This window comes from Actinomadura sp. NPDC048955 (genome assembly GCF_040649435.1).
Classification (GTDB): Bacteria; Actinomycetota; Actinomycetes; order Streptosporangiales; family Streptosporangiaceae; genus Spirillospora; species Spirillospora luteofluorescens.
Map to the genome: position 1 here is coordinate 60,444 of NZ_JBEZJI010000005.1, position 25,876 is coordinate 86,319.

A 25,876-nucleotide genomic window follows, 5' to 3' on the forward strand; every position below is an offset into this window, starting at 1 on the left:
CGTGGCGAGCCCGCCCGCCTGTCGCGCAGCCCACCGACCATGCGCCCGGTCGGGGTAGGGGGAGCGGCGCGGGAGGAGGGGCGGCGCCGATGTCACGTTTTCGGCGGCGGTGCAGTCGTGACGGGTGAATACAGAGCGGATTCACTTGGAGGAGTCATGGCAGCCATCCTGGTCACCGGTGGGACGGGCACGCTCGGGCGGCAGGTCGTGCCGCGGTTGCGGGAGGCCGGGCAGGACGTGCGGGTGCTCAGCCGCAGCAGGCGCGAGCCCGCCGACGGCGTCGAGTACGTGACCGGCGACCTGTCTGAGAACGAGGGGATCGACGCCGCGCTGGACGGCATCGAGACCGTCATGCATCTCGCGGGCGGCAACAAGGGCGACGACGTGGTCGCGCGGAACCTGATGGGCGCCGTGTCGCGCGCGCGTGTGAAGCACCTCGTGCTCATCTCCGTCATCGGGGCCGGCAGCGTGCCGGTGGCGTGGCTCAAGACCCAGATGGAGGTGGAGCGGATCGTGGAGGAGTCGGGCGTGCCGTACACGATCCTGCGGGCCGCGCAGTTCCACGACCTGGTGTTCAAGGTGGTGCGGGGGATGGCGAAGTCCCCGGTGGTGCCGGTTCCGGGCGGGCTCCGCTTCCAGCCGGTGGACGCGCGCGACGTCGCGGAACGGCTCGTGGAGCTGGCGCTCGGTGAACCCGCGGGCCGCGTCCCCGACCTGGCCGGCCCCAAGGTGTTCCCGATCGGCACGCTCATCCGCGGCTACCTCCAGGCGAGCGGCAAGCACCGCGCGACGATGCCGGTCCGCATCCCCGGGAAGGCCGGACGCGCCTACCGCGCCGGTGACAACCTCTCCATCGAAGGAACCGACCGGGGCGCGCGCACCTGGGAGGACTTCCAGGCCGAGCGTCTCGGCCTCCCCACCCCCGCCAAGGCGGCGGCGAGCTGAGCGCCCCGCCGCCGGGATCTCTCCCGGAGGCGCGGGCGGGTCAGAGGACTTCGGTTTCGACCTGTCTGCGGAGGACCTTTCCGGTCGCGTTGCGGGGGAGGGGGTCGGTGGTGACGTGCCAGCGGGACGGGACCTTGAAGTAGGCGAGGCGCTCCCGGGCGAAGTCCGCCAGTTCCTCGGCGGCGGGCGGGGCGTCGGCGAACACGGCGACCGCGGCGACCTCCTGGCCGAGGTCGGGGTGGGGGACGCCGATGACGATGCACTCGCGCAGCCCCGGGTACTCGGCGAGGACGTTCTCGATCTCCGCCGGGTAGACGTTCTCGCCGCCGCGGATGATCAGGTCGGAGCGGCGGGTGGTGAGCCGCAGCCGGCCCCGCTCGACCATGCCGATGTCGCCGGTGTGCAGCCAGCGCTCGGCGTCGAACGCGCGGGCGGTCGCCTCCGGGTCGCGCCAGTAGCCGACCATGTTGTAGGCGCTGCGGACGCAGACCTCGCCCTCGACGCCGTCGGGGAGCGGCTTGTTGTCCGGATCGCGGATCTCCAGCTGCACCCCGACCGACGGGCGGCCGAGCGTCCCCGGCGCCTCCGCCAGGTCGGCGGGGGTGGCGGTGGAGACGCCGGTGCACGACTCGGTGAGGCCGTAGCTGTCGACCAGGCCGCCCTTCGCGGGCGGGAACACCGCGCGCAGCCGCTCCTTGAACGCCGGTGAGGACGGCGCGGTGGCCAGCGAGAACGCCGTGAGCGAGGAGACGTCGTACTTCGACAGGTCGCCGTGCTCGATCATCCGGTGCGCCATGGTGGGCACGGCGCCCCAGTTCGTCACCCGCTCCCGCTCGATCAGGCCGAGCACCCTGTCCACGTCGAAGCCGCCCTCGTGCATGATCACGGCGGTGCCGGTGGCGAGCCGGGGGACGGCGAGGTTGTGCAGGCACGCGATGTGGAACAGCGGCAGCGCCAGCAGGTAGCGGCGGGACGCGGGGTCCACCGGGTCGCCGAAGGCGCGCATCAGGGCGTCGTTGAACCGGTGGTACTCGACCACCGAGGTCAGGTTCCGGTGCGAGTGGACGGCCCCCTTGGGGCGGCCCGACGTGCCGCTGGTGTAGAGGATGACCGCCGGGTCGTCCTCGGCGACCCGCGGCGGCTCCAGGACGGCGTCCGGGTAGCGGCGCGTCAGCGACGGGACGTCCCTCTCCACCGTCAGCACGTCCTCGGAGATCAGCGCGGCGCGCTTCTCGTCGGCGATCACGACCTTGGGATCGGTGTGGCCGAGGGCGTACTCGATCTCGCGGGGCGCCCACCAGGCGTTGTAGCCGACCGCGACGGCCCCGGCGGCGATCGCCGCCCAGAACGAGATGATCCACTCGGGGCTGTTGGCGGCGTCGATCGCGATGCGGTCCCCGGGGCGCACGCCGAGGTCGTCGCGCAGCGCCTTCGCCATGGAGGCGACGGCGGCGGCGTGCTCGGCGAAGCTCAGCCGCCGGTCCGCGGTGACGATGTAGTCGCGGTCGCCGTAGGACGCCGAGTGGACGAGCACCTCTCCGAGGCTGCGGGCGCGGTTCGCGAACACCGGGATCGGGGCGCCGAGCACGTCCTCCTCGCGGAGCTCGAACTCGCCGCCGGGACCGGTCAGCTTCCGGACGATCTCCATCGGGACCCCTCCTCCTCGCCGGACGCGCTCATTGTCGGCCGCCCCACCACGGGCTTCACCAGGGCATTCCGCTCAGCGGGACCGCCGTCCGCACCCCCTCGCGCGGAGATTCCCGGTGAGCGGGACTGGTCCCTTCACGTGGTCCCCATCACATCACGATGGGCCCTCACCAGGACTGATTCAGTCCGGGCCCCGCTGCGGGGGCCGGGCTGGGCGCGAAGCAGGACTGAGCGGAGTCGTTTCATGGGAAGCCTCAGCGGCAAGGTCGCGATCGTGACCGGAGCGGGACAGGGCGTCGGGCAGGGCATCGCGCTCGCGCTGGCGTCGGAGGGCGCGGCGGTCGCCGTGCTCGGCAGGACGCGGGCCAAGCTCGACGCGACGTGCGGGCTGGTCCGGGAGCGCGGCGCGGAGGCCGAGGCGTTCGAGTGCGACGTCGCCGACACCGAGGCGATCCCCGCGGTGGTCGAGCGGGTCGCCGAGACGTTCGGCGGCGTCGACATCCTCGTCAACAACGCCTACTCCGGTGCCTACGGGCCGCTCCTGGAGATGAGCGACCGCGCGTTCCAGAAGGGTTTCCGGACCGGCCCGTTCGCCGCGTTCGCGTTCATGAAGGCGTGCCACCCGCACATGAAGGCGCGCGGCGGCGGCAGCATCGTCAACCTCGTCACCTCCGCCATGGTCCGCTGGGACCCCACCACCTTCGGCGCCTACGCGGCGGCCAAGCAGGCGCTGCGGTCGCTGACCCGCACGGCCGCCGCCGAGTGGGGGCCGGACGGGATCCGCGCCAACAGCATCGCCCCGCACGCCCTGTCTCCCGGGCTGAAGTGGTGGGCGGAGACGAACCCCGAGGAGGCCGAGGAGTTCCGCAAGACGATTCCCCTCGGCTACATCGGCGACTGCGAGGACGACATCGGCAGGGCCGTGGCGGCGCTCGTCCAGCCCGCCATGCGCTACCTCACCGGAGCCACCATCCCGCTTGACGGCGGCCAGGCCCACTTCGGCTGACCCGGCGGCGACACAGACCACGCCCCCCGCCTGACATCAGCTCACCACCCCATCTCAACCCACCCCATGCCACCGGCCGCGTGCGCGCGCGCCGGTGAAAGGAGTACGTCCGTATGAAGGTCGACAAGATCGGACGCCTCGCGGCGGGAGCCCTAGCGGTCGCGCTCGTCACGACGTCCTGTGCCAGCGACCGCTCGGGCACCGACGGGACGGCCGCCGGGAACGGTCCAGGCGGTGGCGCGAGCGCGGGCGCGGGCGCCAAGGCGTTCGGGACGCTGCCCTCGCCGTGCGGGCCGGGCGATGCCAGGGGCAAGACCGACCAGGGCGTCACCGACGACCAGATCGCGATCGGGTTCGGCGACGACCGCGGCTTCACCTCCGCGCCCGGTCTCTCGAAGGAGATGGGCGACGCCGTCGGCGCCATGATCGACTGGTGCAACCAGCAGGGCGGCATCAACGGGCGCAAGATCAAGGGCAACCAGTACGACGCCGCCTACATGCAGTCGGCGAAGGTGGTGCAGGAGTCCTGCAAGCAGGACTTCATGCTCGTCGGGCAGGGCTTCGCGATGGACGAGGCCGCCGAGCAGTACCGGGTGGGCTGCAAGCTGCCGACCGTCGCCGGCTTCACCGTCGGCCCGAACGCGGCGATGGGCCCGATGAAGTACGAGGCCGTCCCGTACCCGGTGGACATGATGAACATCGGCGCGCTGCGCATCGCGCAGAAGATGTTCCCCGACTACAAGGACAAGGCGGACCTGCTGCTGTCGACGTCCCCCGCCGTCAGCACCGGCACCAACAAGGTCGCGAGCGCGATGAAGGGGATCGGCGTCAAGCCGCTGGAGTGCGGCGTCCGGCTGAACGACGCGGGCGAGAGCAGCTACATGCCGTTCGCCAAGAAGATCAAGGACTGCGGGGCGAAGTACCTGTGGACGTCCGACTCGCCCGACCCGGGGCAGTTCAACCTGCTGGAGTCGATCGAGCGGGCGGGCGCCGACCCCACCTACGTGTTCGAGGCGACCTGGTACAGCTCGCTGGTCTCCAAGTGGAACACCTCCGGCGCCGGTGACCGGCTGCACGTCGGCATGATCTTCCAGCCGCTGGAGAACGCGGACAAGGTCCCGGCGGTCAAGCAGTACACCGACCTCGTCAGCGCGAAGAAGGGCAAGGTCGCGCTGCTCGGCATGCAGGCCACCTCGGCGTTCCTGCTGTGGGCGCAGTCGGCCCAGAAGTGCGGCTCGGACCTGACCCGGCAGTGCGTGATCAACGAGTTGTCGAAGGTGCACGAGTGGACGGGCGGCGGCCTGCACGCGCCGACCGACCCGGGCGACAACAAGCCGGCGTCGTGCTCCCTCATGGTCAAGCTGAACAAGACCAAGTACGAGCAGGTCTACCCGAAGAACGTGGGCGAGTTCGAGTGCGGCGGCGACTTCGTCGTCAAGACCGACCCGAAGACGTGGGGGACGAAGCTCGGCGACGACCGGATCTCCACCAAGTTCCTGACCGGCGACGTCATCAAGCCCCAGACGTCCTGACCGCGACGGCGGCCGGAGGCGTCCTCCCCATGGCGGTGAACAAGTGGCGGTGACCACGTGACCACGTTCCTGACCTACACCATTCTCGGCCTGGTCCTCGGCTCGGTGTACTCCATCGCGGCCTCGGGGCTCGTGCTGACGTACAACACCTCGGGAATCTTCAACTTCGCGCACGGCGCGCAGGCCATGTTCGGAACGTTCCTGTACTGGCACTGCACCGAGCGGTGGGGCTGGCCGGTGTGGCTCGCGCTGATCGTCGTGGTCGGCGTCGCCGGCCCCGCGATGGGCGCCGCCCTGCACGCCGCCATCATGCGGGGCCTGCGCGGCACCGCCGACGTCACGAAGATCATCGTGACGGTGGCGGTGCTGCTCGGGACCGTCTACCTGGCGCAGTGGATCTGGAACCCCGACGAGGCCCACACCGTGGACATGTTCTTCGGCGCGGGCTCGAAGATCACGATCGCGGGGGTGGTGGTCCGCTACCACGAGATCGTGTGCCTGGTCGCCGCCGTCGCGATCGCCGCCGGGCTGCGGGTGCTGTTCACCCGCAGCCGGGCCGGCGTGGTGATGCGCGGGTCCGTCGACGACCCCGACCTGCTGCGGCTGAACGGCCACGATCCGGAGCGCGCCGCGATGCTGTCGTGGGCGCTCGGGTCGACGCTGGCCGTGCTCGCCGGGGTGCTGATCGTCCCGATCAGCGGCGGCGGGCTGGACGCGAACGCGCTGACCCTGCTGGTGATCGACGCGTTCGCGGCGGCGATGTTCGGGCGGCTGCGCAGCATCCCCCGCACCTTCGCCGGCGCGATGGTGCTCGGCCTGGCCGCGAACTACGTGCTGGCCTACCTGCCGTCGGCGGGCACGTTCACCGGCAACCTGCGCGTCTCGCTACCGATGATCATCTTGTTCGTGGTGCTGGTGGTGCTGCCCCAGGACCGGCTGCGCGGGGCCGCGATCCGGACCCGCGAGCGGTACCGGCCGCCGACCGTGCGGTCCGCGGCGGTGTGGGGGCTCGTGCTGGTCGCGGTCGTCTACCTCTACAGCCTGCTGCTGTCGGACGGCGCGGTCACCACGTTCTCGCTCGGCATGACGTTCGCGATCATCGCGCTGTCGCTGACCGTCCTCACCGGCTACGCGGGCGAGCTGAACCTCGCGCCGCTGGCGTTCGGGGCGGTCGCGACGGTGGTGGCGTTCCACTTCGGCGTGCAGGGCAGCGGGCTCGCGGCCCGGACGAACCTCCAGGGCGTGCTGCTCGCCGTCGCGGCGGCGGCCCTGGTCGGCGGGCTCGTCGCGCTGCCGGCGCTGCGGCTGCGCGGCCTGTACCTGGCGCTCGCGACCATGGCGTTCGGCGAGTTCCTGTCGAACATGGTTCTGCGCGACACCACCGAGCACGAGCTGTTCGGGATGAGGTTCACCCTCTTCCCGGACGGGGCGCTCGTCGTCCCGCCCCTCAAGGTCGGCCCGCTGGACCTGCGGGACGGGACGACGTCGCTGATGACCGCGACCGTGCTGTTCGCGCTCATCGCCGTCGGGCTCGCCGCGCTGCGCGGCAGCGGCTACGGGCGGCGGCTCGCGGCGATGAAGGACAGCCCGGCGGCGACGGCGATGCTCGGGCAGAACCTCGTCCGGCTCAAGCTGAGCGTCTTCATGATCTCCGCGGCGATCGCGGGACTCGGCGGCGTGCTGATGTCGGCGGCGACCGGCACCGTCGCGCAGGAGAACTTCTCCTTCGTCGGCAGCCTCGCCCTGCTCATGCTCGTCGTGGTGGCGGGCATCGGCTACCTCGGCGGCGCCCTGCTCGGCGGGCTGATGGCGGGCGTCGGCTCGGCCGTCCTCGTCTCGACGTTCGGCGACCTGGCCCTGGAGAACGAGGGCATGGCCACCGTCTACCGGGCGCTCGGCCACCTCGTCCTCGTCGGGACGGCGCTGGTCGGGATGGGCGTCGGCCGGAACCCGAGCGGGTTCGTCCACGACCTCGTCGACGGCTACCGGGCGATCCGGACCGCCCGGCCCCTGCTGTTCGGGGCGGCGGCGCTGGGCGCCGTCCTGTACGTCCTCGCGCTCACCGGCGTGATCGGCACCTGGACGTTCGCGCTGGCCGCGCTGTGCGTCGTCATGCTGCTGCCCGTCGTCGGGCGCGCCTACCTGGAGGAGGGGCGCGGGGCCCGGCCGGTGCCGCTGGAACTCGCCGGCGTGGACGAGCCCTACACCGACGAGCTGCGCGTCCGGCTCGACCGCGAACTCGGCCTGAAGGGAACGGTCCATGCCTGAGTCACCGCCCCTGCTCGAAACCCGGGGCGTCACCGTCCGGTTCGGCGGCAACACCGCCGTGGACGACGTGAGCCTCACCATGGACGAAGGCCGCATCACCGGGCTCATCGGCCCGAACGGCGCGGGCAAGACCACGATGTTCAACACCGTCACCGGTCTGCAGCGGCCCGCGTCCGGCCAGGTGCTCCTGGACGGGGACGACATCACCCGGCTGTCCCCGGCCAGGCGCGCCCGGCGCGGCATGGCCCGGACGTTCCAGCGGCTGGAGCTGTTCCTGTCGCTGTCGGTGCGCGACAACGTCCGCGTCGCGGGCGACGTCCTGCGCGCCACGTCCCGCAAGCGGTTCGACCTGGACGAGGAGACCGACCGGGTCCTGGAGCGCACGGGCCTCACCGACGTCGCCGGCCGCGACGTGTCCGACATCCCGATCGGGCGGGCCCGGGTCGTGGAGGTGGCGCGCGCGCTGATGACCTCGCCGCGCGTGCTGCTGCTGGACGAGCCCGCCTCCGGCCAGACCGAGCGCGAGACGGAGGCGTTCGCGGAGATGCTCACCGGCCTCGCCGCCGAGGGCCTCGCGATCTGCCTGGTCGAGCACGACCTGCCGCTGGTCATGCGGCTGTGCTCCACCATCCACGTCCTCGACTACGGCGCGCTCATCGCGTCCGGCGCACCCCGGGAGATCAAGGAGTCGCCCGAGGTCATCGCCGCCTACATCGGCACCGAGGAGGCGAGTCATGGCTGAACCGGCCGCGACCACCGGACCGGCCGCCGCGGCGTCCCCGGAGCCGCTGCTCGAACTGCGGGGGATCCGCGCGGGCTACGGCGCCATCGAGGTGCTGCACGGCGTCGACCTGGCGCTGCGGCCCGGCTCGCTGCTGGCGCTGCTCGGCCCGAACGGCGGCGGCAAGTCGACCACGATGCGGGTGTGCGCGGGCCTGCACCCGCCGACCGGCGGGGACCTGCTGTTCGCCGGGCGCAGGGTGAACGGCGTCTCGGCGCAGGACGCGGCGCGCCTCGGCGTCTGCGCGATCCCCGAGGGCCGCGGGATCTTCCCCAACCTGACGGTGCGGGAGAACCTGTGGGCGGCCACCGGGACCGGCGCCCGGCTGGAGGACCTGGAGGAGCGGGCCTACGCCCGCTTCCCGATCCTCGGCGAGCGCCGCCACCAGCTCGCCGGATCCATGTCCGGCGGCGAGCAGCAGATGCTCGCGCTGTCGCGCGCGCTCGGCAGCGACCCCGCGGTGCTGCTGCTCGACGAGCTGTCCATGGGCCTCGCGCCCATGATCGTCACCCGGATGTACGAGACGGTCGCCGAGCTGGTCGAGGGCGGCCTGTCGGTGCTGGTCGCGGAGCAGTTCGCCCGCGCCGTCCTGCCGATCGCCGACACCGCCGCGCTGATGCTGCACGGGCGCGTGGTGGCGGCCGGCCCGCCCGCCGAGATCGAAGACCGGCTGTCCAGCGACTACCTGGGAGGTTGACCCACCATGCTCACTGAGGAACGGCGCCAGCAGTTCAAGGACGACGTCGCGCGGCAGCGGCTGAGGACCGACGGTTCCCGCTTCGACGGGGCGGCGCGGATCGCCGGGATCCTGGCCATGATCGTCGGCGTCGCCGGGACGTTCGTCGCCTACAACGTCTCCCTTGCCAAGGACGACCTGCGGGACGTGGGCTCGCTGCAGACGCTCGCCGTCGGGTTCCTGGCGGTGACCGTCCTCGGCGCGGCCCTCTACCTGGCCGCCGCCGTCACCCGCGTCCTGCGCCTGTGGCTGCTGCGCCAGCTCGTGGAGCAGCAGTCCCAGGCCGACCAGATCGCCGCCGCGCTGCGCGGGGACGCCTAGCGGCCCGTCGCTCCCAGTCAGCGGGATGTCCGGAGTGCCCGGACATCCCGCTGATTAACGTCTAGTCCGGATGGAGGACTCTGAGATGAACGACCCGAACCGCCTGCGGGGGGGCGACCCCCCGCACCCCCCGGCAACCGCCCCGAAGCCCGACGTGTTCGAGGCCGCCAAGCTGGGGCCCGTCACGCTGCGGAACCGCACGATCAAGGCGGCGACGTACGAGGGGCTGACCAAGGACGGCCAGGTCACCGACGCGCTGATCGACTTCCATGTCCGGCACGCGCGCGGCGGCGTGGGGATGACCACCGTCGCCTACTGCGCGGTCGCGCCCGAGGGACGCACCGACCGCAGGCAGATCCACTGGCGGGACGAGGCGATGCCCGGCCTCCGCAAGCTCACCGACGCCGTGCACGCGGAGGGGGCGGCCGTCCAGGCGCAGATCGGGCACGCGGGCCCGGTCGCCAACCCCAAGAGCAACAGGCTCCCCGCGCTCGCGCCCAGCCGCCACTTCCACCTGACGACGCAGACCGTCGCGAGGGCCGCCACGCACGCGGACCTGGAGCGCGTCGTCGAGGCGCACGGCCGCGCGGGCCGGATGGCGATCGAGGCGGGCTTCGACTCCATCGAGATCCACATGGGGCACAACTACCTGACGAGCGCGTTCCTCAGCCCCAAGATCAACCACCGTAGGGACGAGTACGGCGGGTCCCTGGAGAACCGGGCCCGGCTGGCGCGCGACATCGGCCGCGCCGTCCGCGACGCCGTCGGCGACCGCATCGCGGTCACCGCCAAGCTCAACATGGACGACGGCGTGCCCGGCGGCTTCTGGATCGACGAGGCCATCCAGGTCGCCCGCTGGCTGGAGGCCGACGGCTCCGTCGACGCCCTCCAGATGACCGCCGGCAGCTCCCTGCTCAACCCCATGTACCTGTTCAAGGGCGACGCGCCGCTGCACGAGTTCGCCTCGGTCATGAAGCAGCCGACCAAGCTCGGGATCAAGCTGATCGGCAGGCACTTCCTGAAGTCCTACCCCTACGAGGATCTCTACCTGCTCAAGGACGCCCGGCAGATCCGCGCCGCGGTGAAGCTGCCGATGATCCTGCTGGGCGGCGTCACCGACAGGGCGGGCATGGACACCGCGATGGCGGAGGGCTTCCAGTTCGTCGCGATGGCCCGCGCCCTGCTGCGCGAGCCCGACCTGATCAACCGGATCCAGGACGAGCCGTCGACCGAGTCGCTGTGCATCCACTGCAACAAGTGCATGACGGCGATCTACGGCGGCACCCACTGCGTCCTGTCCACCGAGCCGGCCTGGGGTGCCGCGGGTGCGTGACGAGACGATCGCGGCGATGCTGCTGGCCAGGCTGGGCGACGCCCGGCCCGGCCTGCGCAGCCGCGAGCGGACCTGGACGTGGGACGAGGTGGTCCGGGAGAGCGCCGCGCGCGCCGCGCTCGCCCGCGAACTGCGCCGCGACGGGCCTGTCCCTTGTGGGGGGTCGACCCCCCACTCCCCCCGGAACGGCCCGTTCCATATCGGCGTGCTCCTGGAGAACGTCCCCGAGTACGTCCTGTGGCTAGGGGCGGCGGCTCTGGGCGGCGCCACGATCGTCGGGATCAACTCCACCCGGACCGGCTCCTACCTGGAGCAGGAGGTCCGGCACACCGACCTCCAGCTCGTCGTCACCGACCGGGCCGGGCTGGAGCTGCTGGACGGCCTCGACATCGGCGTCCCGCGCGACCGCTTCCTGCTGGTCGACGACGACGGCTACCCGGAGCTGGTCGCCGCCCACGCCTGCGAGCCCGAAGCCGACGCGTCGGTCACGCCGGAGACGCAGCTCCTGCTGCTGTTCACCTCCGGGACGACCGGCGCCTCGAAGGCGGCGCGCTGCTCCCAGGGCCGGCTCGCAGAGCTGGGCCGCAACAACAGCGCCAAGTACGACGTCAAGCGCGAGGACGTCAGCTACTGCTCGATGCCGCTGTTCCACGGCAACGCGCTTATGGCGCTGTGGGCGCCGTCGCTGGCGGCAGGCGCGACCGTCGTCCTGGCGAGGAAGTTCTCCGCGTCCGGGTTCCTCCCGGACGTCCGGTACTACGGCGCGACGTTCTTCACCTACGTCGGCAAGGCGATCGGCTACGTCCTCGCCACCCCCGAGAAGCCGGACGACCGCGACAACACGCTGACGCACGGGTTCGGGACGGAGGCGTCCCCGGAGGACAAGGCCGAGTTCCTGCGCCGCTTCGGCGCGCGGCTGGTCGAGGGCTACGGATCCAGCGAGAGCGCCGGAATGATCAGACGGGATCCGCAGGCGCCGCCGAGCGCCCTCGGGCGCCCCGCCCACGACGGCGTCCGCATCGTCAACCCCGAGACGCGCGAGACCTGCGCGCCCGCCGTCCTGGACGGGCACGGCCGCGTCACCAACGCCGAGGCCGCCGTCGGGGAGATCGTCGACGTGCACGGCGCGGCCAGGTTCGAGGGCTACTACCGGAACCCCGAGGCCGACGCCGAGCGGGTCAGGCACGGCTGGTACTGGACGGGCGACCTCGGCTACGTCGACGGCGACGGGTTCCTGTACTTCGGCGGGCGGTCCGGCGACTGGATCCGGGTGGACTCGGAGAACATCTCCGCGCTGCTCACCCAGAACGTCGTCCGCCGCCACCCGAAGATCGTGGACGCGGTCGCGTTCGGCGTCCCCGACCCGCGCTCGGGCGACCAGGTGATGGCGGCGATCGAGATCCCCGAGGACGTTCGCTTCGAGGACCTGGACCTGCCCGCCTTCCTCGCCCGCCAGGACGACCTCGGGACCAAGGGCGCCCCGCGCTTCGTGCGCGTCTCGCACGCGCTGCCGACGACCGGGTCGGGAAAGCTCAAGAAGAAGGAGCTGCAGCTCGACGGCTGGCGCACCTCCGACCCCGTGTTCCGGTGGGCGGGGCGGGGCTCGCCGGAGTACGTCCCGATGACCGACGCGGACAAGGCAGCGCTCCGTGAGGAGTTCGTCGCCGCGGGCCGCGGGCGCTTCCTCCCCTGACCGAGAAAGGGCATGTATGGATCTGCGTGAGTCCGAGGCGCATCGCGAGTTGCGCGCGGAACTGAGGGCGTACTTCGCGGGCCTGCTGCCCGAGGACGTGCGGCGCCGCGCCGGCGAGCAGGGCGTGGGCGGGGAGCGGTTCCGCGAGATCGTCAAGATGCTCGGCAACGACGGCTGGCTCGGCTACGGCTGGCCGGAGGAGTACGGCGGGCAGGGCAGGTCGATCGCCGAGCAGTACGTGTTCTTCGACGAGGTGCAGCGGGCCGGGCTCCCGTTCCCGTTCGTCACCGTGAACACGGTCGGCCCCACGCTGATGCGGTTCGGCACCGACGAGCAGAAGCGCAGGTACCTGCCCGGCATCCTGTCCGGCGACATCGTCTTCGCGATCGGCTACACCGAGCCCGAGGCCGGGACCGACCTCGCGTCGCTGCGCACCCGGGCCGTCCGGGACGGCGACCGGTACGTCGTCGACGGCAGCAAGGTCTTCACCAGCGGCGCCAACACCGCCGACCACATCTGGCTCGCGGCGCGCACGAACCCGGACGCGCCCAAGCACAAGGGCATCTCCATCCTGATCGTCCCGACCGACGCCGACGGGTTCTCCTGGAGCCCGATCCCGACGGTCGGCGGGATGGTCGTGACGGCGACCTACTACAACGGTGTCGCGGTGCCCGCCTCCTCGGTGGTCGGGGACGTCGACGGCGGCTGGAGCCTGATCACCACGCAGCTCAACCACGAGCGCATCGGGCTCGCCGCGCTCGGCGGCCGGATGATCCGGCTGTGGGAGGACGTCCGCGACTGGGCGCGCGGCAACGGGGTGATCGACCTGCCGTGGGTGCGGGCCGACCTCGCCCGCACGCACGCCAAGCTGGAGGCGATGCGGCTGATGAACTGGAAGATGACGATGGCGGTGGAGGCCGGGACGCTGACCGGCGCGCAGGCCGGCGCCGCCAAGTCCTACGGGACCGAGACGCACATCGAGGTCCAGCGGACGCTGACCGGGGTCCTCGGCGCCGCCGGGCGGATCCGCCCCGAGTCGCCGGGAGCCGTGCTGCACGGGCAGATCGAGCAGCTGTCGCGGCAGGGCATCGTCAACACCTTCGGCGGCGGCGTCAACGAGGTGCTGCGCGACATGGTCGCCGTCCAGGGGCTGGGCCTGCCGAGGTCGAGGCGGTCATGAGCGGCGACGGCGAGGAGTACGAGGCGCGGCTCCAGGCGTGGGTCGGACGGCCCTACGGGGCGCGGCGCGACGGGCAGGACCCGGTGAACGTCCCCATGATCCGGCACTGGGTCGAGGCCATGGCGGACGACAACCCCGTCTACCTGGACGAGGAGGCCGCGCGGGCCACCGGCCGCGACGGCGTCGTGGCGCCCGCGTCGATGATGCAGGCGTGGACGATGCGCGGGTACGCGGCGTCGGTCCGCGCCGACCCCGCGGGCCCGGACGAGCTGACCGAGCTGCTGGCCGAGGGCGGCTACACCTCCGTCGTCGCCACCGACTCGGAGTTCGAGTTCCACCGGGAGCTGGTGCCGGGCGACCGCGTCAGCGTCGAGGAGACCGTCGAGTCGATCTCCCCGGAGAAGAGGACCGCGCTCGGCGCGGGACGCTTCGTCAGCACGGTCAAGACCTACCGGGACGGGGCGGGCGAGGTCGTCGCCACGCAGCGGTGGCGCCTCCTGCGGTTCCGCCCCGCCGACAAGCCCGCCGCCCCTGAGCCGGAGAAGAAGGCGCTGCGCCCCCGCCCGGCGATCAACCTGGACAACGCGTTCTGGTTCGAGGCGGCCCGCGAGCACCGGCTCGTCATCCAGCGCTGCGCCGACTGCAAGTCGCTGCGGCACCCGCCGGGGCCGTGCTGCCCGCAGTGCGGCTCGTTCGACTGGGACACCGTCGAGGCGTCGGGCGACGGCCACGTCCACAGCTACGTCGTCAACCACCACCCGCGCCACCCCGCGTTCGACTACCCGCTGGTCGTCGCGGTGATCGAGCTGGCGGAGGGGACGCGGCTGATCGCGAACATGACCGGGGTCGCGCCGGAGGACGTCGAGGTCGGCATGCCCGTCGTCCTCGACTGGATCGACCCGGACCCCGACCTGTCCCTGCCGGCGTTCCGCCCCGCCGGACCGCCGCACATTTCCAAGGAGCGCTGATGGACTTCACGCTTGGCGAAGAGCTGGAGGCGGTCAGGGACCTCGCCCGGCAGATCTTCACCGACCGCGCCACGCAGGCGCGGATCAAGGACGCCGAAGGGTCCGGGCGCGGGTACGACGAGGGGCTGTGGGCCGAGCTCGGCGAGACGGGCCTGCTCGGCGTCGCGCTGCCCGAGTCCGCGGGCGGCGCGGGACTCGGCGCCGCCGGCCTGGCCGTCCTGCTGGAGGAGCAGGGCCGCACCGTCGCCCCCGTCCCGGTCTGGCCCGCCGTCGTCGCCGCGCTCACGCTCGCCTCGCACGGCGAGGACGTTCCCGCGGCCTTCGCGGACGGGACGTCGCGGCCGACCGTCGCGCTGGAGGAGTTCGGGCCCGCCGACCCCGCCGCGCCGCGCTGCGCCGCCGCCCGCGACGGCGAGGACTGGCTGCTGACCGGCACGAAGGCGGCCGTCCCGACGCCGTTCGGGGCGAGCCACGTCCTCGTCTCGGCCGCGTCGCCGCAGGGGCCCGGCCTGTTCCTGCTGGAGACCTCGGCCGCCGGGGCGTCGTGGGAACGCGCGGAGACCACCAGCCGCGACGCCGCCGGGCACCTGACCCTCGACGGCGCCCGGGCGCGCGCCCTTCCGGACGGCGCGCTCGGCACGGCGCTGCGGCTGGCCCGCGTCTCGCTGGCCGCCGTCCAGGTCGGCGTCGCGGAGGGCGCGCTGCGCATGGCCGCCGACTACCTGTCGGGCCGCGAGCAGTTCGGCCGCCCGCTCGCCACCTTCCAGGCCGCCCAGCACCAGCTCGCCGACTGCTACATCGAGATCGACGCGCTGCGCGTCTGCCTCTGGCACGCCCTCTCTCTGGTCGACGCCGGGGAGGACGCCGAGTCCGCCGTCCTCGTCGCCAAGTGGTGGTCGGACGAGGGCGGGCTGAACGTCGTCCACCGCGTCCAGCACCTGCACGGCGGCATCGGCGTGGACGTCGACTACCCGGTGCACCGCCACTTCCTGTGGGGCAAGCAGATCTCCGGGACGCTCGGCGGAGCCTCCTCCGACCTGGACCTGCTGGGGGCGGCCCTGTGATCGGGAACGCTGTGACCAGGAGCTACGAGGACGTGGCGGTGGGGGAGGAGCTCCCCGAGCTGAGCGTCCCGCTGACCCGCACGATGATCGTCGCGACCGCGCTGGCGAGCCGCGACTACCAGGACGTCCACCACGACCCGTCGCTCGCCGTCGAGCGCGGCTCCAGGGACGTCTTCATGAACATCCTGACCACCAACGGGCTCGTCGACCGGTACGTGACGGCCTGGGCCGGGCCCGCCGCCGTCGTGAAGGCCATCAGGATCAGGCTGGGCGCGCCGAACTACCCGGGCGACACGATGGTGCTGACCGGGACCGTCGCGGCCAAGGACGACCCCGGCCGCCGGGTCGAGATCGCCGTGCGCGGCGTCAACGCGATCGGCCCGCACGTCACCGGCACCGTCGTGGTGGAACTGCCCGCCGCCGGGGCGCCCGCCGCGGGGGAACGGGGGAGCGGCGCATGAGCGTGCTGCCAGGGGCGGCCGCGGTCGCCGGGATCGGCGCCACCGAGTTCTCCAAGGAGTCGGGCCGCAGCGAGCTGCGGCTGGCCTGCGAGGCGGTGCTCGCCGCCATCGTGGACGCGGGGCTCCAGCCGTCCGACGTGGACGGCATGGTGACCTTCACCGCCGACACGAGCTCCGAGATCCACATCGCGCGCAACCTCGGCATCGGCGAGCTGAAGTTCTTCTCGCGCATCGGGCACGGCGGCGGCGCGGCCTGCGGCACCGTCCAGCAGGCGGCGATGGCCGTCGCGACCGGCGTCGCCGACGTCGTCGTCTGCTACCGCGCGTTCAACGAGCGGTCCGGCACCCGCTACGGCCTCGGGCAGGCCGACCGCCCGATGGACGTCAGCGCCGACAGCGCCGCGTACGCGTGGATGAACCCGTTCGGGCTCTCGACCCCCGCGCAGTGGGTCGCCATGTTCGCCCGCCGCTACATGCACGAGTACGGCGCGACCAGCGAGGACTTCGGCCGCATCGCCGTCGTCGACCGCAGGCACGCCGCCGCGAACCCGGCCGCGTGGTTCTACGGGCGGCCGATCACGCTGGAGGACCACCAGGCGTCCCGCTGGATCGCCGAGCCGCTCCGCCTCCTGGACTGCTGCCAGGAGAGCGACGGCGGCCAGGCCCTCGTCGTCGTGTCCGCCGAGCGCGCCCGCGACCTCCCGCACCGGCCCGCCGTGATCTGGGGCGCGGCGCAGGGCTCCGGCAACGACCAGCACATGATGACCAGCTACTACCGCTCGGAGATCACCGGTATCCCCGAGATGGGCCTGGTCGGGCGGCAGCTCTACGGGCAGTCGCGGCTCACCCCGGCCGACGTCCAGGCCGCGATCCTCTACGACCACTTCACGCCGCTCGTCCTGCCACAGCTGGAGGAGCTGGGCTTCTGCGCGAAGGGCGAGGGCAAGGACTTCGTCGCCGACGGCAACCTGGAGCTCGGCGGCAGGCTCCCGATCAACACCCACGGGGGCCAGCTCGGCGAGGCCTACATCCACGGGATGAACGGCATCGCGGAGGCCGTCCGGCTCGTGCGCGGCACCTCGGTGAACCAGCCGGGCGACGTCCACAACGTTCTCGTCACCGCCGGGACCGGCGTCCCGACCAGCGGTCTGATTCTCGGAGCGGACGAATGACCCGGACCCATGAATGGCGGGGGCGGTCGCTCGGCGCCCGGACGGTGGCCTACGACGAGACGCGGCCCATCCTCTACGCGCTCGCGGTGGGGGCGGGCGCTTCCGACCTGGACCTGGTGTTCGAGGAGAGGCTCCGCGTCCTGCCGACGTTCGTGCTGACCCTCGCGCAGTGGGCGCCGGACGTCCTGGGCTCGGCGGGCGCGTTCGACGTCCGGACGGCCGTGCACGGGACGCAGCGCCTCCGCGTCCTGAAGCCGCTGCCGCGTTCCGGCTCGGTGGAGATGAGCGCCCGCGTCACCGACGTGTGGGACAAGGGGTCCGCGGCCGTCTTCGACGTGGCGGTGGAGAGCGAGTACTTCGAGGCGACGTGGTCGCTGTTCGCGCCCGGAGGCGGCGGGTTCGGCGGCGAGCGCGGCCCGTCGTCCCGCCGCCGTCCCGAGACCGGACCGGATGGCGTGCTGACCGTCCCCACCGCGTCCGAGCAGGCGGCCCTCTACCGGCTGCTCGGCGACCGCCACCACCTGCACATCGACCCGGAGGCGGCGAAGGCGGCCGGGATGCCGCGCCCGATCATGCACGGCCTGTGCACGCTCGCGGCCGTCACCCTTCCGCTCGCCGAGTCCCTCGGCGCCCACCCCGCCGACCTGGCCGAACTCGAAGGCCGCTTCGCCGCGCCCGTCTTCCCCGGCGACGCGCTCCAGGTGAGCACCTGGCGCGACGGCTCGGAGAGCGGAGCCGTCCTGTTCGAGGCGGGCGTGGACGGGACGACGGTCATCTCGGGCGGCCGGGCCCGCTTCGGCGCGGAACACTAGGCGGCGCCATGGGCGAGCCGTCGAGCGTCGTCGTGACCGGCGGGAACCGGGGGGTGGGACGCGCGGTCGCCGCGGAGGCCGTCCGGCGGGGCCACCGGGTGACGATCGTGGCGCGCCGGCCGGACGCGGGCGCGGTCGCGGCGCGGGAGGTCGGCGCGGACCTCCTCGTGGGCGACCTGTCGTCCGTGCGCACGGTCCGGGAGCTGGCCGGGGCGCTCGCCGCGGCCGGCTCCGGGCCGTGCGTGCTCGTGCACAACGCGGCGCTCTGGCCCGCCCGGCGCGAGCTCAACGAGGACGGCTTCGAGCAGGCGTTCTTCACCAACCATCTGGCGCCGTTCCTGCTGAACCGCCTGCTGGAGGAGCGGCTGCGCCGGGTCGTGCAGGTCAGCGCCGCCCTCTACGCCGCGGGCAGGGTCGACCCCGACCGGACGCCCGAGGGCCGGGACTTCCATCCCGTCCGGACCTATGCCGGGACCAAGCTGGCGAACCTGCTGATGGTCCCGCTGTTCGCCGAGCGGTGGAAGGGCACCGGCGCGACGATCGACGCGGTGCATCCGGGCGTGCTGCGGACGGACCTCACCACGAGGGGCGGGCCCCTCGGCCTGCTCATGCGGGCCGTCAAACCGACCTTGAAGCCGGTGGGGAGGGCCGCTCCGCCGGTCGTGAACCTGGTGGACTCGGCCGGCACGGGACGGTACTTCCACGTCGCGAAGGAGAGGCCGCTCAGGGCCAGGGCCCGCGACGGCGCGCTCGCCCGCCGCCTCTGGGACGACGCCGAAGGCGTCCTCGCGGCGATGTAGCTCCGGACGCCTTGCCTCGCGCCCGGCCCCGGCTCTGCCCGGCGCTGGGCCCGGTGTTCAAGAATTCTTCATCCGCCGTCTCCGGACGGGCATCGCCCGTTTCGTCGCAGCTCAGAGGCCATCGGCCGGCGATAGACGTCACCTTCCGACCAACAGCGGCGCCGCGCATGGGCAAAGCGTGACATTTATTCGTATTTGTCGAAAATGTCACCGTCGCAGTGCCGTCGTTCCCGCTCCCCCTCGGGGCACTGGCCCCGGCCCGGGGACGACTGCGGAAAGGCATCCCGATGCGACGACTTCTCACGTTCGCGCTCCCCGCCGCCCTGAGCGCGGCCCTGCTCGGCACGGCGGCCGCGCCCGCGTCCGCGACGCCGCCCAACATCCCGTCCGCGTCCACGGCCGCGAGCCGCCTGGCCACCCTCACCGTGGCCGCCGAGTCGCACGGGAGCACCTACGACCGCGACCTGTTCCCGCACTGGATCACCATCTCCGGGACGTGCAACACCCGCGAGACCGTGCTCAAGCGGGACGGCACGAACGTCACCACCGACTCCGCGTGCGCCGCGACGTCCGGCAGCTGGTACTCGCCCTACGACGGGGCCACCTGGAAACTGGCGTCCGACCTCGACATCGACCACATGGTCCCGCTCGCCGAGGCGTGGGCGTCCGGCGCCTGGTCCTGGACGACGTCCCGCCGCCAGTCGTTCGCCAACGACCTCGGCGGCCCCCAGCTGTGGGCCGTCACCGACAACGTCAACCAGGCGAAGAGCGACAAGGACCCGGCCGAGTGGCAGCCGTCGGTCACCTCCTTCCGCTGCACCTACGCCCGCGCCTGGATCCAGGTGAAGTGGTACTGGGGCCTGACCGTGGACAGCGCGGAGAAGAGCGCGCTCAACACGATGCTCGGCAGCTGCTGACCGACCCCGCCGGCGCCCGCGAGGACCTCCTCGCGGGCGCCGGCGCGGCCAGGCCCTCAGCCCGCCCGGTGGCGCAGGAGGGCTGTGGCGATGGCGACCTGGGCGGGGTGCAGCGCCGTCTCGCCGTCCTCGACGTCCCACAGCGCGTTCTGCAGGACGCGGCCGAGCGTCCAGCCGGTCGCCCGCTGCCGGTCCAGGCGGACGGCCTCGGTCAGGAGATCGAAACGGCGCAGGACCGTCCCGGTGACGTCACCGCTCGCCACGACCTCGTCCCACCGGTTGTCCAGCGCCGGCAGCAGGTCGAAGCCGGGGTCGCCGGCGAGGGGCTTGGGGTCGATGGCCAGCCACGGCTCCCGCTCCGCGGCGAGGACGTTGTCGTAGTGCAGGTCCCAGTGCAGCAGCCGGTCGCCGGGTTCGCCGACGAGTTCGGCGACGGCGGACGCGCACGTCCGCACCAGCCGCCGGTCGGCCGGGTCGGCCAGCGCGGGCACGGCCCCGGGAACCTCGTCGAGCATGTCGGCGGCGATGTCGGCCAGACGGCGCAGCCCCTCGGGCGCCCGCACCGCGACCAGGCGCTCCAGCAGCCCGGCCAGGACGCCCATCGCGGTGTCGTCGTCGGCCACGGACGACAGCGGCCGGGCCGCGTCCAGGCGTTCGAGCAGCATCGTTCCGGTGTCAGGGTCGTGGTCGAGCAGGCGCACCGACCCGTCGCCGTCCCACATGCGCAGGCCGACCGGTTCGGTGGCGTGCTCGTCGGTGACCGGCTGGAGCTTGAGCGCGGCCGGCGTGCCGTCCGCGCGGGTCACCGGCAGCACGAGCGAGGCCATGCCGTGCCGTCCCGGACCGTCCGGGCGCAGCGCCCAGCGGTCCAGGAAGGCGGCGGCGAGGTCGGGCAGCGCGGCGATCCAGGCGCGGCCGGACGCGCCGAAGTGCTTGCTGTGCGAGGCGGCGAGCGCCTCGGGAACGTCGATGCGGATCGACGTGGACATGGTGACGTCTCCTTCGTTGGCTCCGGTTTCGGTCGCGTGTCACGAAGGAGACGTCGGCGGTGCCCGGCTCGCGGGCAGGGGTCAACGCATGCCCCGAAGCTTACCGATCTCTACGACGGCGCGGTCTCGGCGGCGCGCCACATCCGAAGATAGGTCTCCGCGCCGCGCGCCATGTCCTCGGTGATCTCCGGCCCGCCGACCGCGCGGAGGTCGGCGAGCCAGTCCGGGACGAGGCCGTAGTTCGCGACGCCCTCGGTGTTGAGGTCCCAGGTGCGCTGCCCGGTGCGGAGCCGGTCGAGCTTCACCGCGGGGTCGATCGGCGAGGTGAAGGGGTACCGCAGCGGGCCCGCGGCCCCGCCCGTGCGGGGCTCCGGAAGCGCGCCCATGCCGTTGGCGTCGAGCCCGTACCCGTAGCCGAACGGTCGGGCGGGGTCGCGCTGGGCCTTGTTGCGCCGCCACTCGGCGGTGAAGCGGTCGGCCGCGCTGCCGTACCCGGCCACCATGCCGCCGAGCCGGTAGACGCGGGGCAGGTAGGTCGCGTCCATCCAGCTGTGGGACGAGATGACGCCGGGGTACCGCGCGGCCTCCAGGAGGCCGAGGGCCTGCCCGGCGGCCTTGGCGCTCATGTGGTCGACCTCGACGATCATGTGCCGCTTCATCATCCCCTGGATCGTGTAGGCGCCGAGGTCGCTGAGCCCCCGGACGTTGCAGTGCGGGGCGCTCGGATAGATCGGCAGCGTGATCCCCGCCAGCCCGAGCAGCTTCAGGATCGGTTGCAGGGCGTCGCCGACCTCGCCCGCCGGGGCGATCGTGTTGTCGTGGGCGGGTCCGGTGCACGTCTCGGCCTGCCAGAACCGCCCGGTGCCGAGGAAGTTGGCGAGGTTGACGAACGCGCCCGCCACGCCGCCGTCGTACCGCACGCCGCACAGCGCGTTGTCGTACTTGTGGCACACGAACATCGAGGCCACGCCGAGGCTCCGCGCCTCGTCCAGCCCCCGGTCGATGTCGGCGCGGGTGCAGGCCGGGGCGCCGCCCACGAGCCGGCAGCCGAACGGCTCGGAGGTCTCGATGCCGAGGACGACGGCGAGCTTGCCGTCCTCGATGACCTGCCGGGCCTGCGCCGAGTCGCGCACGATCCGGAACCAGCCCTTGCCGGGGCCGCCGCTGCGCTCGTCGATGAAGCTCTGCATCTCCCGCATCCGCTGCGCCTGGACCCGGATCGAGGCCATCTCGTCGCAGGCCGTGCGCTTGAGCGGATAGATCTCGCAGAGCTGCCGGTTGTCCACGAGGTGGTTGACGAGGACGCGCTGTCCGGCCCGCCAGGACCGCTCCAGCCACTCGTAGTAGACCTGCTGGTGGGTGCGGGAGTCGTAGGCGGGCCAGTCCTTGAACGTCGGCCAGCCCGTCGGGTCGTGGGTCCCGAACGGGGTGCCGTACCTGAGGAAGTTCTCCCACCAGGCGAGCACGCCGTTGCCGGCGTGGTCGGGGCAGTCGCGGAGCGCCTCCTCGATGCCGTCCGGGTCGAACGGCTTGCCGCACATGAGCGCGCCGCCGAACGCCTCGTACGCCATCAGGTGGCTGTGGGCGTCGATGTAGCCGCGCACCTCGGGTGGCTCGCCCTCCGCTTGCGCGCGGGGGACGGACAGAAGGGCGAGCAGGAGAACGAGAAGGATCGGAACGCAGGCGGCACGGCGGACGGGCATGGGGCACCTCGGCCGGGGGAGACGTCCAGTGGCTCTCAGCCGAGTGAAACACCGATCCGAGGAAATGTGAATAGTCCTCACATCATCGCCGGTCAGCCCGGGTGCGCCGGACCGTGCTCAGGGCGACTCCGCCGCGAGGCGGTTGCTGAACCGGGCGAGCATGGCGCTCTGCGCCGTCTCCGGGAACAGCCGGCCGATCAGCGGCGGGATGCGCCAGTTCGCGGGATTGCGCCGCGCCATGCGGGAGACCAGGGAGATCTGCGGGTAGCGGGCCCTCTCGTAGGCGCGCAGCCCGGCCGCCGGGTCGCCCTCCCCGCCCAGCGCGCGGCCGAGCACCCAGGCGTCCTCAAGGGTCTGGTTGGCGCCCTGCCCGAGCGTGGGCGGCATGGTGTGCGCGGCGTCGCCGACCAGGGTGACGCGGCCCTCGCCCCAGACCTTGCGCACCTTGTTCCAGTGGTGCCCGAAGAACTCGACGTCCTCGTCGGCCGCGGTGGCGAGCACCTGCGGAACGGGGGCCGCCCAGTGCCCGAAGCGCCGCCTCAGCTCCGCCAGCGGGGACGCGGGGCGCGGGTCGCCGGGCTTCCAGCGCATGTCGAACCACCACTGGAGCAGGCCGCCGCCCGCGGGCATGAGCCCGCACGCGCCCTCCCTTCCGCTGATCATGAGATGGCGGTGCGTGCCGGTCAGCTCGATGCCGATCGGGCTGAGGCCCTGCCAGGTGCCGAACGTCGCGGGCCGCACGGTGCCCTCGCCCCACAGGTGCCGCCGCACCGCCGAGTGGTGGCCGTCCGCTCCGACGAGCAGGTCTCCGGTGGCCGTCGACCCGTCGTGAAAGGACGCCGTGACGCTGTCGCCGTCCTGGGTCAGGCCCGTGCAGGCCACGCCGTAGCGGACGACGCCCTCCGGCAGCCCTTCGGCGAGCCGTCCGAGCAGGTCGCGGCGGGCGATCGCCTTCGTCTCGAAGCCGTAGCGGGACGCGGCGTGCGCGATGTCCTGACCGGTGCGCAGCCGCCCGGAAGGCGTGAGGGCGTCGATCCGGTCGATGCGGTTGCCGGCGCCGTCCAGCGTGATGCCGAGGTCGTGCAGGACGGCGTTGCCGTTGCTCCAGATGAGCACCGCCTTGCCGCCCGTCCGGGGGCCGGGCGCCTGCTCGTGGACCCGGACCTCGTGGCCCGCGGCGAGCAGCGCGCGCGCCGCGGCCAGGCCGCCCACCCCCGCGCCGATGACGAGGATCTTCATATCCCCTCCAAAGTGAAGTATCTCCGATATGAAGTTACATCGCCGCGGAGTATCCTGCGCGGGTGGGTGCCGAACGGGCGGGAGAGGACGTCTTCCGCGGATTCCTGATCGCGGTCCTCCTCCACAACGAGGCGGTCGCCGACCGGCTCGGCCTGCGCCCCATCGACATCGCCGCCGTGATCCTGCTGGAGATGCGCGGCCCGCTGCCGGTCGGCGCGATCTCCGAGGAGCTGCGGCTGCCGTCCGCCTCGGCGACCCGGCTGGTCGACCGGCTGGAGAAGGCCGGCTACGCGCGGCGGGTCCGCGGCGAGCACGACCGCCGCACGGTCACCGTGGAGCTGGTCGAGGAGGGCCTCGACGAGTACCGCGCCCTCGCCGCGGGGGCCCGGCGGCACCTGGACGAGGTCGGCGCCCGCTACGGACCGGAGCAGGCGCCGCTGCTCGTCGGCATGCTCGACGGCATCGCCGCGGCCTACCGGACGGCCACCGGCGAGCTGCGCGGCGCCTAGACGCACACTCTCTTCACGACCTTGCCGTCCTTCTCGTAGGTCTTGCACGTGCGCCCGCCGCCGCCCGGCCGCGCGGTCGCGGGCCCGGTACCGGCAGGCGCCGTCGCGGGCAGGACGGTGATCATCGGCAGGGTGCCCTGCGCGTAGGCGCCCAGGGCCTGCGGGGAGTACCGCCGGCCCCTGACCTCCAGGCTGGTGATCGCCGGTGGCGAGAACGGGACCACCAGGTAGCGCCCCGGCCGCAGCCTGCCGTTCGAGGGCACGGTGACGGTGTAGGTGGTGGTGAACTCGCCGACCCGCCAGCCGCCGGGCGCCGCCCCGTCCCGCTGCGGGCCCGGGGTCGACCGGCCGGGGACCCACAGCGGCGCGGGGCCGGTGGGCAGCGTCCCCTCGGCGCCCGCCGCCACGGGATAGAACGAGAGCCGCCCGTCCACCGGGGTGGCGCCGAACCGGCCGGAATGCTCGCCGGGAGGGTTGCGGGACTTGGCCGTCGCCACGAGGGAGACCCGCGTCCCCGGGGTCGCCCTGGCGGGCGTGACCGAGAAGCCGTAGGCGAAGCTCGGCCCCTGTGAGGTCCCGTAAGGCCGGCCGTTGCGGATCCCGAGCTTGAGCTGTCCGGTCGCCTTGCCGCCGACGGTCGTCGGGGCCGGTGCCGGGGTCGCGCCGCCCGCGCGGGGGCTCGCGCCGGTGTGCGTCGTGCCGCCCGCCTTGTGGTCGCGCAGGACGAGCCCTCCGGCGGTGAGCACGGCCCCGGTGGCGAGCGCCGCCCCGACGACAGCGATCTTGCTGCTGCTCACCTGGCGCAGGAGGCCCCTGCTGTGCCGCGCCGCGTCCGCCCCCTGGGTGGCCACGGTCTGCTGCAGGGACGCCGCCCCCGGCGCCGCGTCCGAACCGGCGAAGGAGCCCGGCATCGCCAGAGGCGCGGCGGACGCGAGCGCCGCGACCGCCACGGCCAGCGCGCGGACGCCGCGCTGCTCCCAGTCCGGCCCGTAGGCCGCCACGGCGGTCCGCTCCAGTTCGGCGACGAACTCGCCGGCGTTCCACAGGCGCTGCCCCGGGTTCTTGGCCAGGCCGCGCGCCAGCATGGGACGCACCGGCTCCGGCACGCTCTCCAGCGGGACCGGCGTGTTGAGGTGCTGCGCCATGAGCTGCGCCGTGCTGCCGCCCCGGTAGGGCCTGGCGCCGGTGAGGCATTCGAAGAAGACGCAGCTCGCCGCGTAGATGTCGGTCGCGGGGGACGCGGGCTCGCCCTGCCACTGCTCCGGCGCCATGTAGGCGGGCGTGCCCGCGCGGGAGCTCTGGCCCGTCAGGACGGCGATCCCGAAGTCGATGAGCTTGCTGGCGCCCTCCGGCTGGACGACCACGTTCGCCGGCTTGTAGTCCCGGTGCACCACCCCGACCGCGTGCGCCGCCGCGAGCCCGAGCAGCGAACCCTTGAGCACGGTGAGCGCGGCCTCCGGCGCGAGCCCCCCGTCTCCGTGCCGGTCCAGTACCGCGCGCAGCGACGTGCCGGTCACGGCCTCCATCACGATGGCGGCGCCGCCCGGCCCCTCCACGTACCGGTACAGGCGCGCGACGTGCGGGTTCGCGACCCTGGCGAGCGTCTCCGCCTCCCGCCGGAAGACCGCCAGGCTCGCCTCGTCGGCCTGCGGCGCGGGCGCCAGGTACTTGATCGCCACCAGTGCGCCGTTCCCGCCCCTCGGCTCGGCCAGCACGACCCGCCCCTGGGCCCCCGACCCCAGCTCCCTGATCTCGTCGAACCCGTCGACCCGCCACTCGCTCATCGAAGCCTCCGGCCCC

23 protein-coding genes are annotated in these 25,876 nt (G+C 73.0%); 18 read left to right on the forward strand and 5 right to left on the reverse strand.

Features of this window, described 5'->3' with window-relative positions:
* Positions 1–156: 156 nt before the first annotated feature.
* Positions 157–945: an NAD(P)H-binding protein gene (locus tag AB0C84_RS07225; protein ID WP_361062154.1), complete on the forward strand. Its 789-nt coding sequence runs from the start codon at positions 157–159 to the stop codon at positions 943–945.
* 40 nt (positions 946–985) lie between these two features.
* Here the strand turns inward: AB0C84_RS07225 and AB0C84_RS07230 are convergent, their stop codons facing one another.
* Complete coding sequence (locus AB0C84_RS07230; RefSeq protein WP_258940419.1) at positions 986–2,593, reverse strand: AMP-binding protein; 1,608 nt, start codon at positions 2,591–2,593, stop codon at positions 986–988.
* Positions 2,594–2,836: 243 nt separating this feature from the next.
* Between AB0C84_RS07230 and AB0C84_RS07235 the strand changes: the two genes are divergently transcribed.
* The 16 genes from AB0C84_RS07235 to AB0C84_RS07310 all read left to right on the forward strand — a co-directional run bounded on the left by AB0C84_RS07235 (position 2,837) and on the right by AB0C84_RS07310 (position 19,636).
* Positions 2,837–3,598, forward strand: coding sequence for an SDR family oxidoreductase (locus AB0C84_RS07235; RefSeq protein WP_258940420.1), 762 nt, complete (start codon positions 2,837–2,839; stop codon positions 3,596–3,598).
* Between the two features lie 113 nt (positions 3,599–3,711).
* On the forward strand, positions 3,712–5,130 hold the full coding sequence (locus AB0C84_RS07240; protein ID WP_361062158.1) for an ABC transporter substrate-binding protein: 1,419 nt from the start codon (positions 3,712–3,714) through the stop codon (positions 5,128–5,130).
* A 57-nt stretch (positions 5,131–5,187) separates the two neighbouring features.
* Positions 5,188–7,398, forward strand: a complete 2,211-nt coding sequence (locus tag AB0C84_RS07245) for an ABC transporter permease (RefSeq protein WP_361062161.1) — start codon at positions 5,188–5,190, stop codon at positions 7,396–7,398.
* Positions 7,391–8,140 carry an ABC transporter ATP-binding protein gene (locus tag AB0C84_RS07250; RefSeq protein WP_258940423.1) on the forward strand — a complete coding sequence of 250 codons (750 nt, stop codon included), beginning with the start codon at positions 7,391–7,393 and terminating at the stop codon, positions 8,138–8,140. Before AB0C84_RS07245 ends, AB0C84_RS07250 begins: the two co-directional genes overlap by 8 nt.
* Positions 8,133–8,876, forward strand: a complete 744-nt coding sequence (locus AB0C84_RS07255) for an ABC transporter ATP-binding protein (protein WP_258940424.1) — start codon at positions 8,133–8,135, stop codon at positions 8,874–8,876. Before AB0C84_RS07250 ends, AB0C84_RS07255 begins: the two co-directional genes overlap by 8 nt.
* A gap of 6 nt (positions 8,877–8,882) precedes the next feature.
* Positions 8,883–9,236, forward strand: coding sequence for a hypothetical protein (locus AB0C84_RS07260; protein WP_179846656.1), 354 nt, complete (start codon positions 8,883–8,885; stop codon positions 9,234–9,236).
* Positions 9,237–9,321: 85 nt separating this feature from the next.
* On the forward strand, positions 9,322–10,569 hold the full coding sequence (locus tag AB0C84_RS07265; protein ID WP_361062166.1) for an NADH:flavin oxidoreductase: 1,248 nt from the start codon (positions 9,322–9,324) through the stop codon (positions 10,567–10,569).
* A complete protein-coding gene (locus tag AB0C84_RS07270) occupies positions 10,562–12,262 on the forward strand; it encodes an AMP-binding protein (protein WP_361062169.1) in 1,701 nt (566 codons plus the stop codon). Before AB0C84_RS07265 ends, AB0C84_RS07270 begins: the two co-directional genes overlap by 8 nt.
* Positions 12,263–12,278: 16 nt before the next feature.
* Positions 12,279–13,442: an acyl-CoA dehydrogenase family protein gene (locus AB0C84_RS07275; protein ID WP_179846659.1), complete on the forward strand. Its 1,164-nt coding sequence runs from the start codon at positions 12,279–12,281 to the stop codon at positions 13,440–13,442.
* On the forward strand, positions 13,439–14,410 hold the full coding sequence (locus AB0C84_RS07280; protein WP_361062172.1) for a bifunctional MaoC family dehydratase N-terminal/OB-fold nucleic acid binding domain-containing protein: 972 nt from the start codon (positions 13,439–13,441) through the stop codon (positions 14,408–14,410). Before AB0C84_RS07275 ends, AB0C84_RS07280 begins: the two co-directional genes overlap by 4 nt.
* A complete protein-coding gene (locus AB0C84_RS07285) occupies positions 14,410–15,474 on the forward strand; it encodes an acyl-CoA dehydrogenase family protein (protein WP_361062175.1) in 1,065 nt (354 codons plus the stop codon). The genes AB0C84_RS07280 and AB0C84_RS07285 overlap by 1 nt, the downstream gene beginning before the upstream one ends.
* A gap of 11 nt (positions 15,475–15,485) precedes the next feature.
* On the forward strand, positions 15,486–15,935 hold the full coding sequence (locus AB0C84_RS07290) for a MaoC family dehydratase (RefSeq protein ID WP_361062178.1): 450 nt from the start codon (positions 15,486–15,488) through the stop codon (positions 15,933–15,935).
* Positions 15,932–17,107: a lipid-transfer protein gene (locus AB0C84_RS07295; RefSeq protein WP_361062181.1), complete on the forward strand. Its 1,176-nt coding sequence runs from the start codon at positions 15,932–15,934 to the stop codon at positions 17,105–17,107. The genes AB0C84_RS07290 and AB0C84_RS07295 overlap by 4 nt, the downstream gene beginning before the upstream one ends.
* A complete protein-coding gene (locus AB0C84_RS07300; protein WP_361062183.1) occupies positions 17,104–17,919 on the forward strand; it encodes a MaoC/PaaZ C-terminal domain-containing protein in 816 nt (271 codons plus the stop codon). Before AB0C84_RS07295 ends, AB0C84_RS07300 begins: the two co-directional genes overlap by 4 nt.
* An 8-nt stretch (positions 17,920–17,927) precedes the next feature.
* Positions 17,928–18,719: an SDR family NAD(P)-dependent oxidoreductase gene (locus AB0C84_RS07305; RefSeq protein WP_361062186.1), complete on the forward strand. Its 792-nt coding sequence runs from the start codon at positions 17,928–17,930 to the stop codon at positions 18,717–18,719.
* 287 nt (positions 18,720–19,006) lie between these two features.
* A complete protein-coding gene (locus AB0C84_RS07310; RefSeq protein WP_179846665.1) occupies positions 19,007–19,636 on the forward strand; it encodes an HNH endonuclease family protein in 630 nt (209 codons plus the stop codon).
* A 56-nt stretch (positions 19,637–19,692) separates the two neighbouring features.
* On the opposite strand, the gene AB0C84_RS07315 is transcribed toward AB0C84_RS07310, so the two are convergent.
* From AB0C84_RS07315 to AB0C84_RS07325, 3 genes are all read right to left on the reverse strand, one after another.
* The gene (locus tag AB0C84_RS07315) at positions 19,693–20,625 is read right to left on the reverse strand and encodes an aminoglycoside phosphotransferase family protein (protein ID WP_361062190.1); all 933 of its coding nucleotides are present in this window, start codon (positions 20,623–20,625) and stop codon (positions 19,693–19,695) included.
* Positions 20,626–20,735: 110 nt separating this feature from the next.
* Entirely contained in the window at positions 20,736–22,328 is a 1,593-nt protein-coding gene (locus AB0C84_RS07320) for a Coagulation factor 5/8 type domain-containing protein (protein ID WP_361062193.1), read from the reverse strand.
* 117 nt (positions 22,329–22,445) lie between these two features.
* A complete protein-coding gene (locus AB0C84_RS07325) occupies positions 22,446–23,567 on the reverse strand; it encodes an FAD-dependent monooxygenase (RefSeq protein ID WP_361062196.1) in 1,122 nt (373 codons plus the stop codon).
* 62 nt (positions 23,568–23,629) lie between these two features.
* Here AB0C84_RS07325 and AB0C84_RS07330 point away from each other — a divergent pair, with 62 nt between their 5' ends.
* Positions 23,630–24,076 (forward strand): MarR family transcriptional regulator, encoded by a 447-nt coding sequence (locus tag AB0C84_RS07330; protein WP_361062199.1) that lies wholly within the window; start codon positions 23,630–23,632, stop codon positions 24,074–24,076.
* On the opposite strand, the gene AB0C84_RS07335 is transcribed toward AB0C84_RS07330, so the two are convergent.
* Complete coding sequence (locus AB0C84_RS07335) at positions 24,073–25,860, reverse strand: protein kinase (protein WP_361062202.1); 1,788 nt, start codon at positions 25,858–25,860, stop codon at positions 24,073–24,075. The two genes, AB0C84_RS07330 and AB0C84_RS07335, sit on opposite strands and share 4 nt — an antisense overlap.
* Positions 25,861–25,876 lie beyond the last annotated feature (16 nt).

Bases quoted from the DNA above. Each gene is read 5' to 3' on its own strand.
- AB0C84_RS07275 (WP_179846659.1), top strand. From the start codon at position 12,279: ATGGATCTGCGTGAGTCCGAGGCGCATCGCGAGTTGCGCGCGGAACTG.
- AB0C84_RS07285 (WP_361062175.1), top strand. From the start codon at position 14,410: ATGGACTTCACGCTTGGCGAAGAGCTGGAGGCGGTCAGGGACCTCGCC.
- AB0C84_RS07325 (WP_361062196.1), bottom strand. From the start codon at position 23,567: ATGAAGATCCTCGTCATCGGCGCGGGGGTGGGCGGCCTGGCCGCGGCG.
- AB0C84_RS07295 (WP_361062181.1), top strand. From the start codon at position 15,932: ATGAGCGTGCTGCCAGGGGCGGCCGCGGTCGCCGGGATCGGCGCCACC.
- AB0C84_RS07235 (WP_258940420.1), top strand. From the start codon at position 2,837: ATGGGAAGCCTCAGCGGCAAGGTCGCGATCGTGACCGGAGCGGGACAG.
- AB0C84_RS07230 (WP_258940419.1), bottom strand. From the start codon at position 2,593: ATGGAGATCGTCCGGAAGCTGACCGGTCCCGGCGGCGAGTTCGAGCTC.
- AB0C84_RS07280 (WP_361062172.1), top strand. From the start codon at position 13,439: ATGAGCGGCGACGGCGAGGAGTACGAGGCGCGGCTCCAGGCGTGGGTC.
- AB0C84_RS07265 (WP_361062166.1), top strand. From the start codon at position 9,322: ATGAACGACCCGAACCGCCTGCGGGGGGGCGACCCCCCGCACCCCCCG.
- AB0C84_RS07320 (WP_361062193.1), bottom strand. From the start codon at position 22,328: ATGCCCGTCCGCCGTGCCGCCTGCGTTCCGATCCTTCTCGTTCTCCTG.
- AB0C84_RS07335 (WP_361062202.1), bottom strand. From the start codon at position 25,860: ATGAGCGAGTGGCGGGTCGACGGGTTCGACGAGATCAGGGAGCTGGGG.
- AB0C84_RS07300 (WP_361062183.1), top strand. From the start codon at position 17,104: ATGACCCGGACCCATGAATGGCGGGGGCGGTCGCTCGGCGCCCGGACG.
- AB0C84_RS07305 (WP_361062186.1), top strand. From the start codon at position 17,928: ATGGGCGAGCCGTCGAGCGTCGTCGTGACCGGCGGGAACCGGGGGGTG.
- AB0C84_RS07250 (WP_258940423.1), top strand. From the start codon at position 7,391: ATGCCTGAGTCACCGCCCCTGCTCGAAACCCGGGGCGTCACCGTCCGG.
- AB0C84_RS07310 (WP_179846665.1), top strand. From the start codon at position 19,007: ATGCGACGACTTCTCACGTTCGCGCTCCCCGCCGCCCTGAGCGCGGCC.
- AB0C84_RS07315 (WP_361062190.1), bottom strand. From the start codon at position 20,625: ATGTCCACGTCGATCCGCATCGACGTTCCCGAGGCGCTCGCCGCCTCG.
- AB0C84_RS07225 (WP_361062154.1), top strand. From the start codon at position 157: ATGGCAGCCATCCTGGTCACCGGTGGGACGGGCACGCTCGGGCGGCAG.
- AB0C84_RS07260 (WP_179846656.1), top strand. From the start codon at position 8,883: ATGCTCACTGAGGAACGGCGCCAGCAGTTCAAGGACGACGTCGCGCGG.
- AB0C84_RS07240 (WP_361062158.1), top strand. From the start codon at position 3,712: ATGAAGGTCGACAAGATCGGACGCCTCGCGGCGGGAGCCCTAGCGGTC.
- AB0C84_RS07255 (WP_258940424.1), top strand. From the start codon at position 8,133: ATGGCTGAACCGGCCGCGACCACCGGACCGGCCGCCGCGGCGTCCCCG.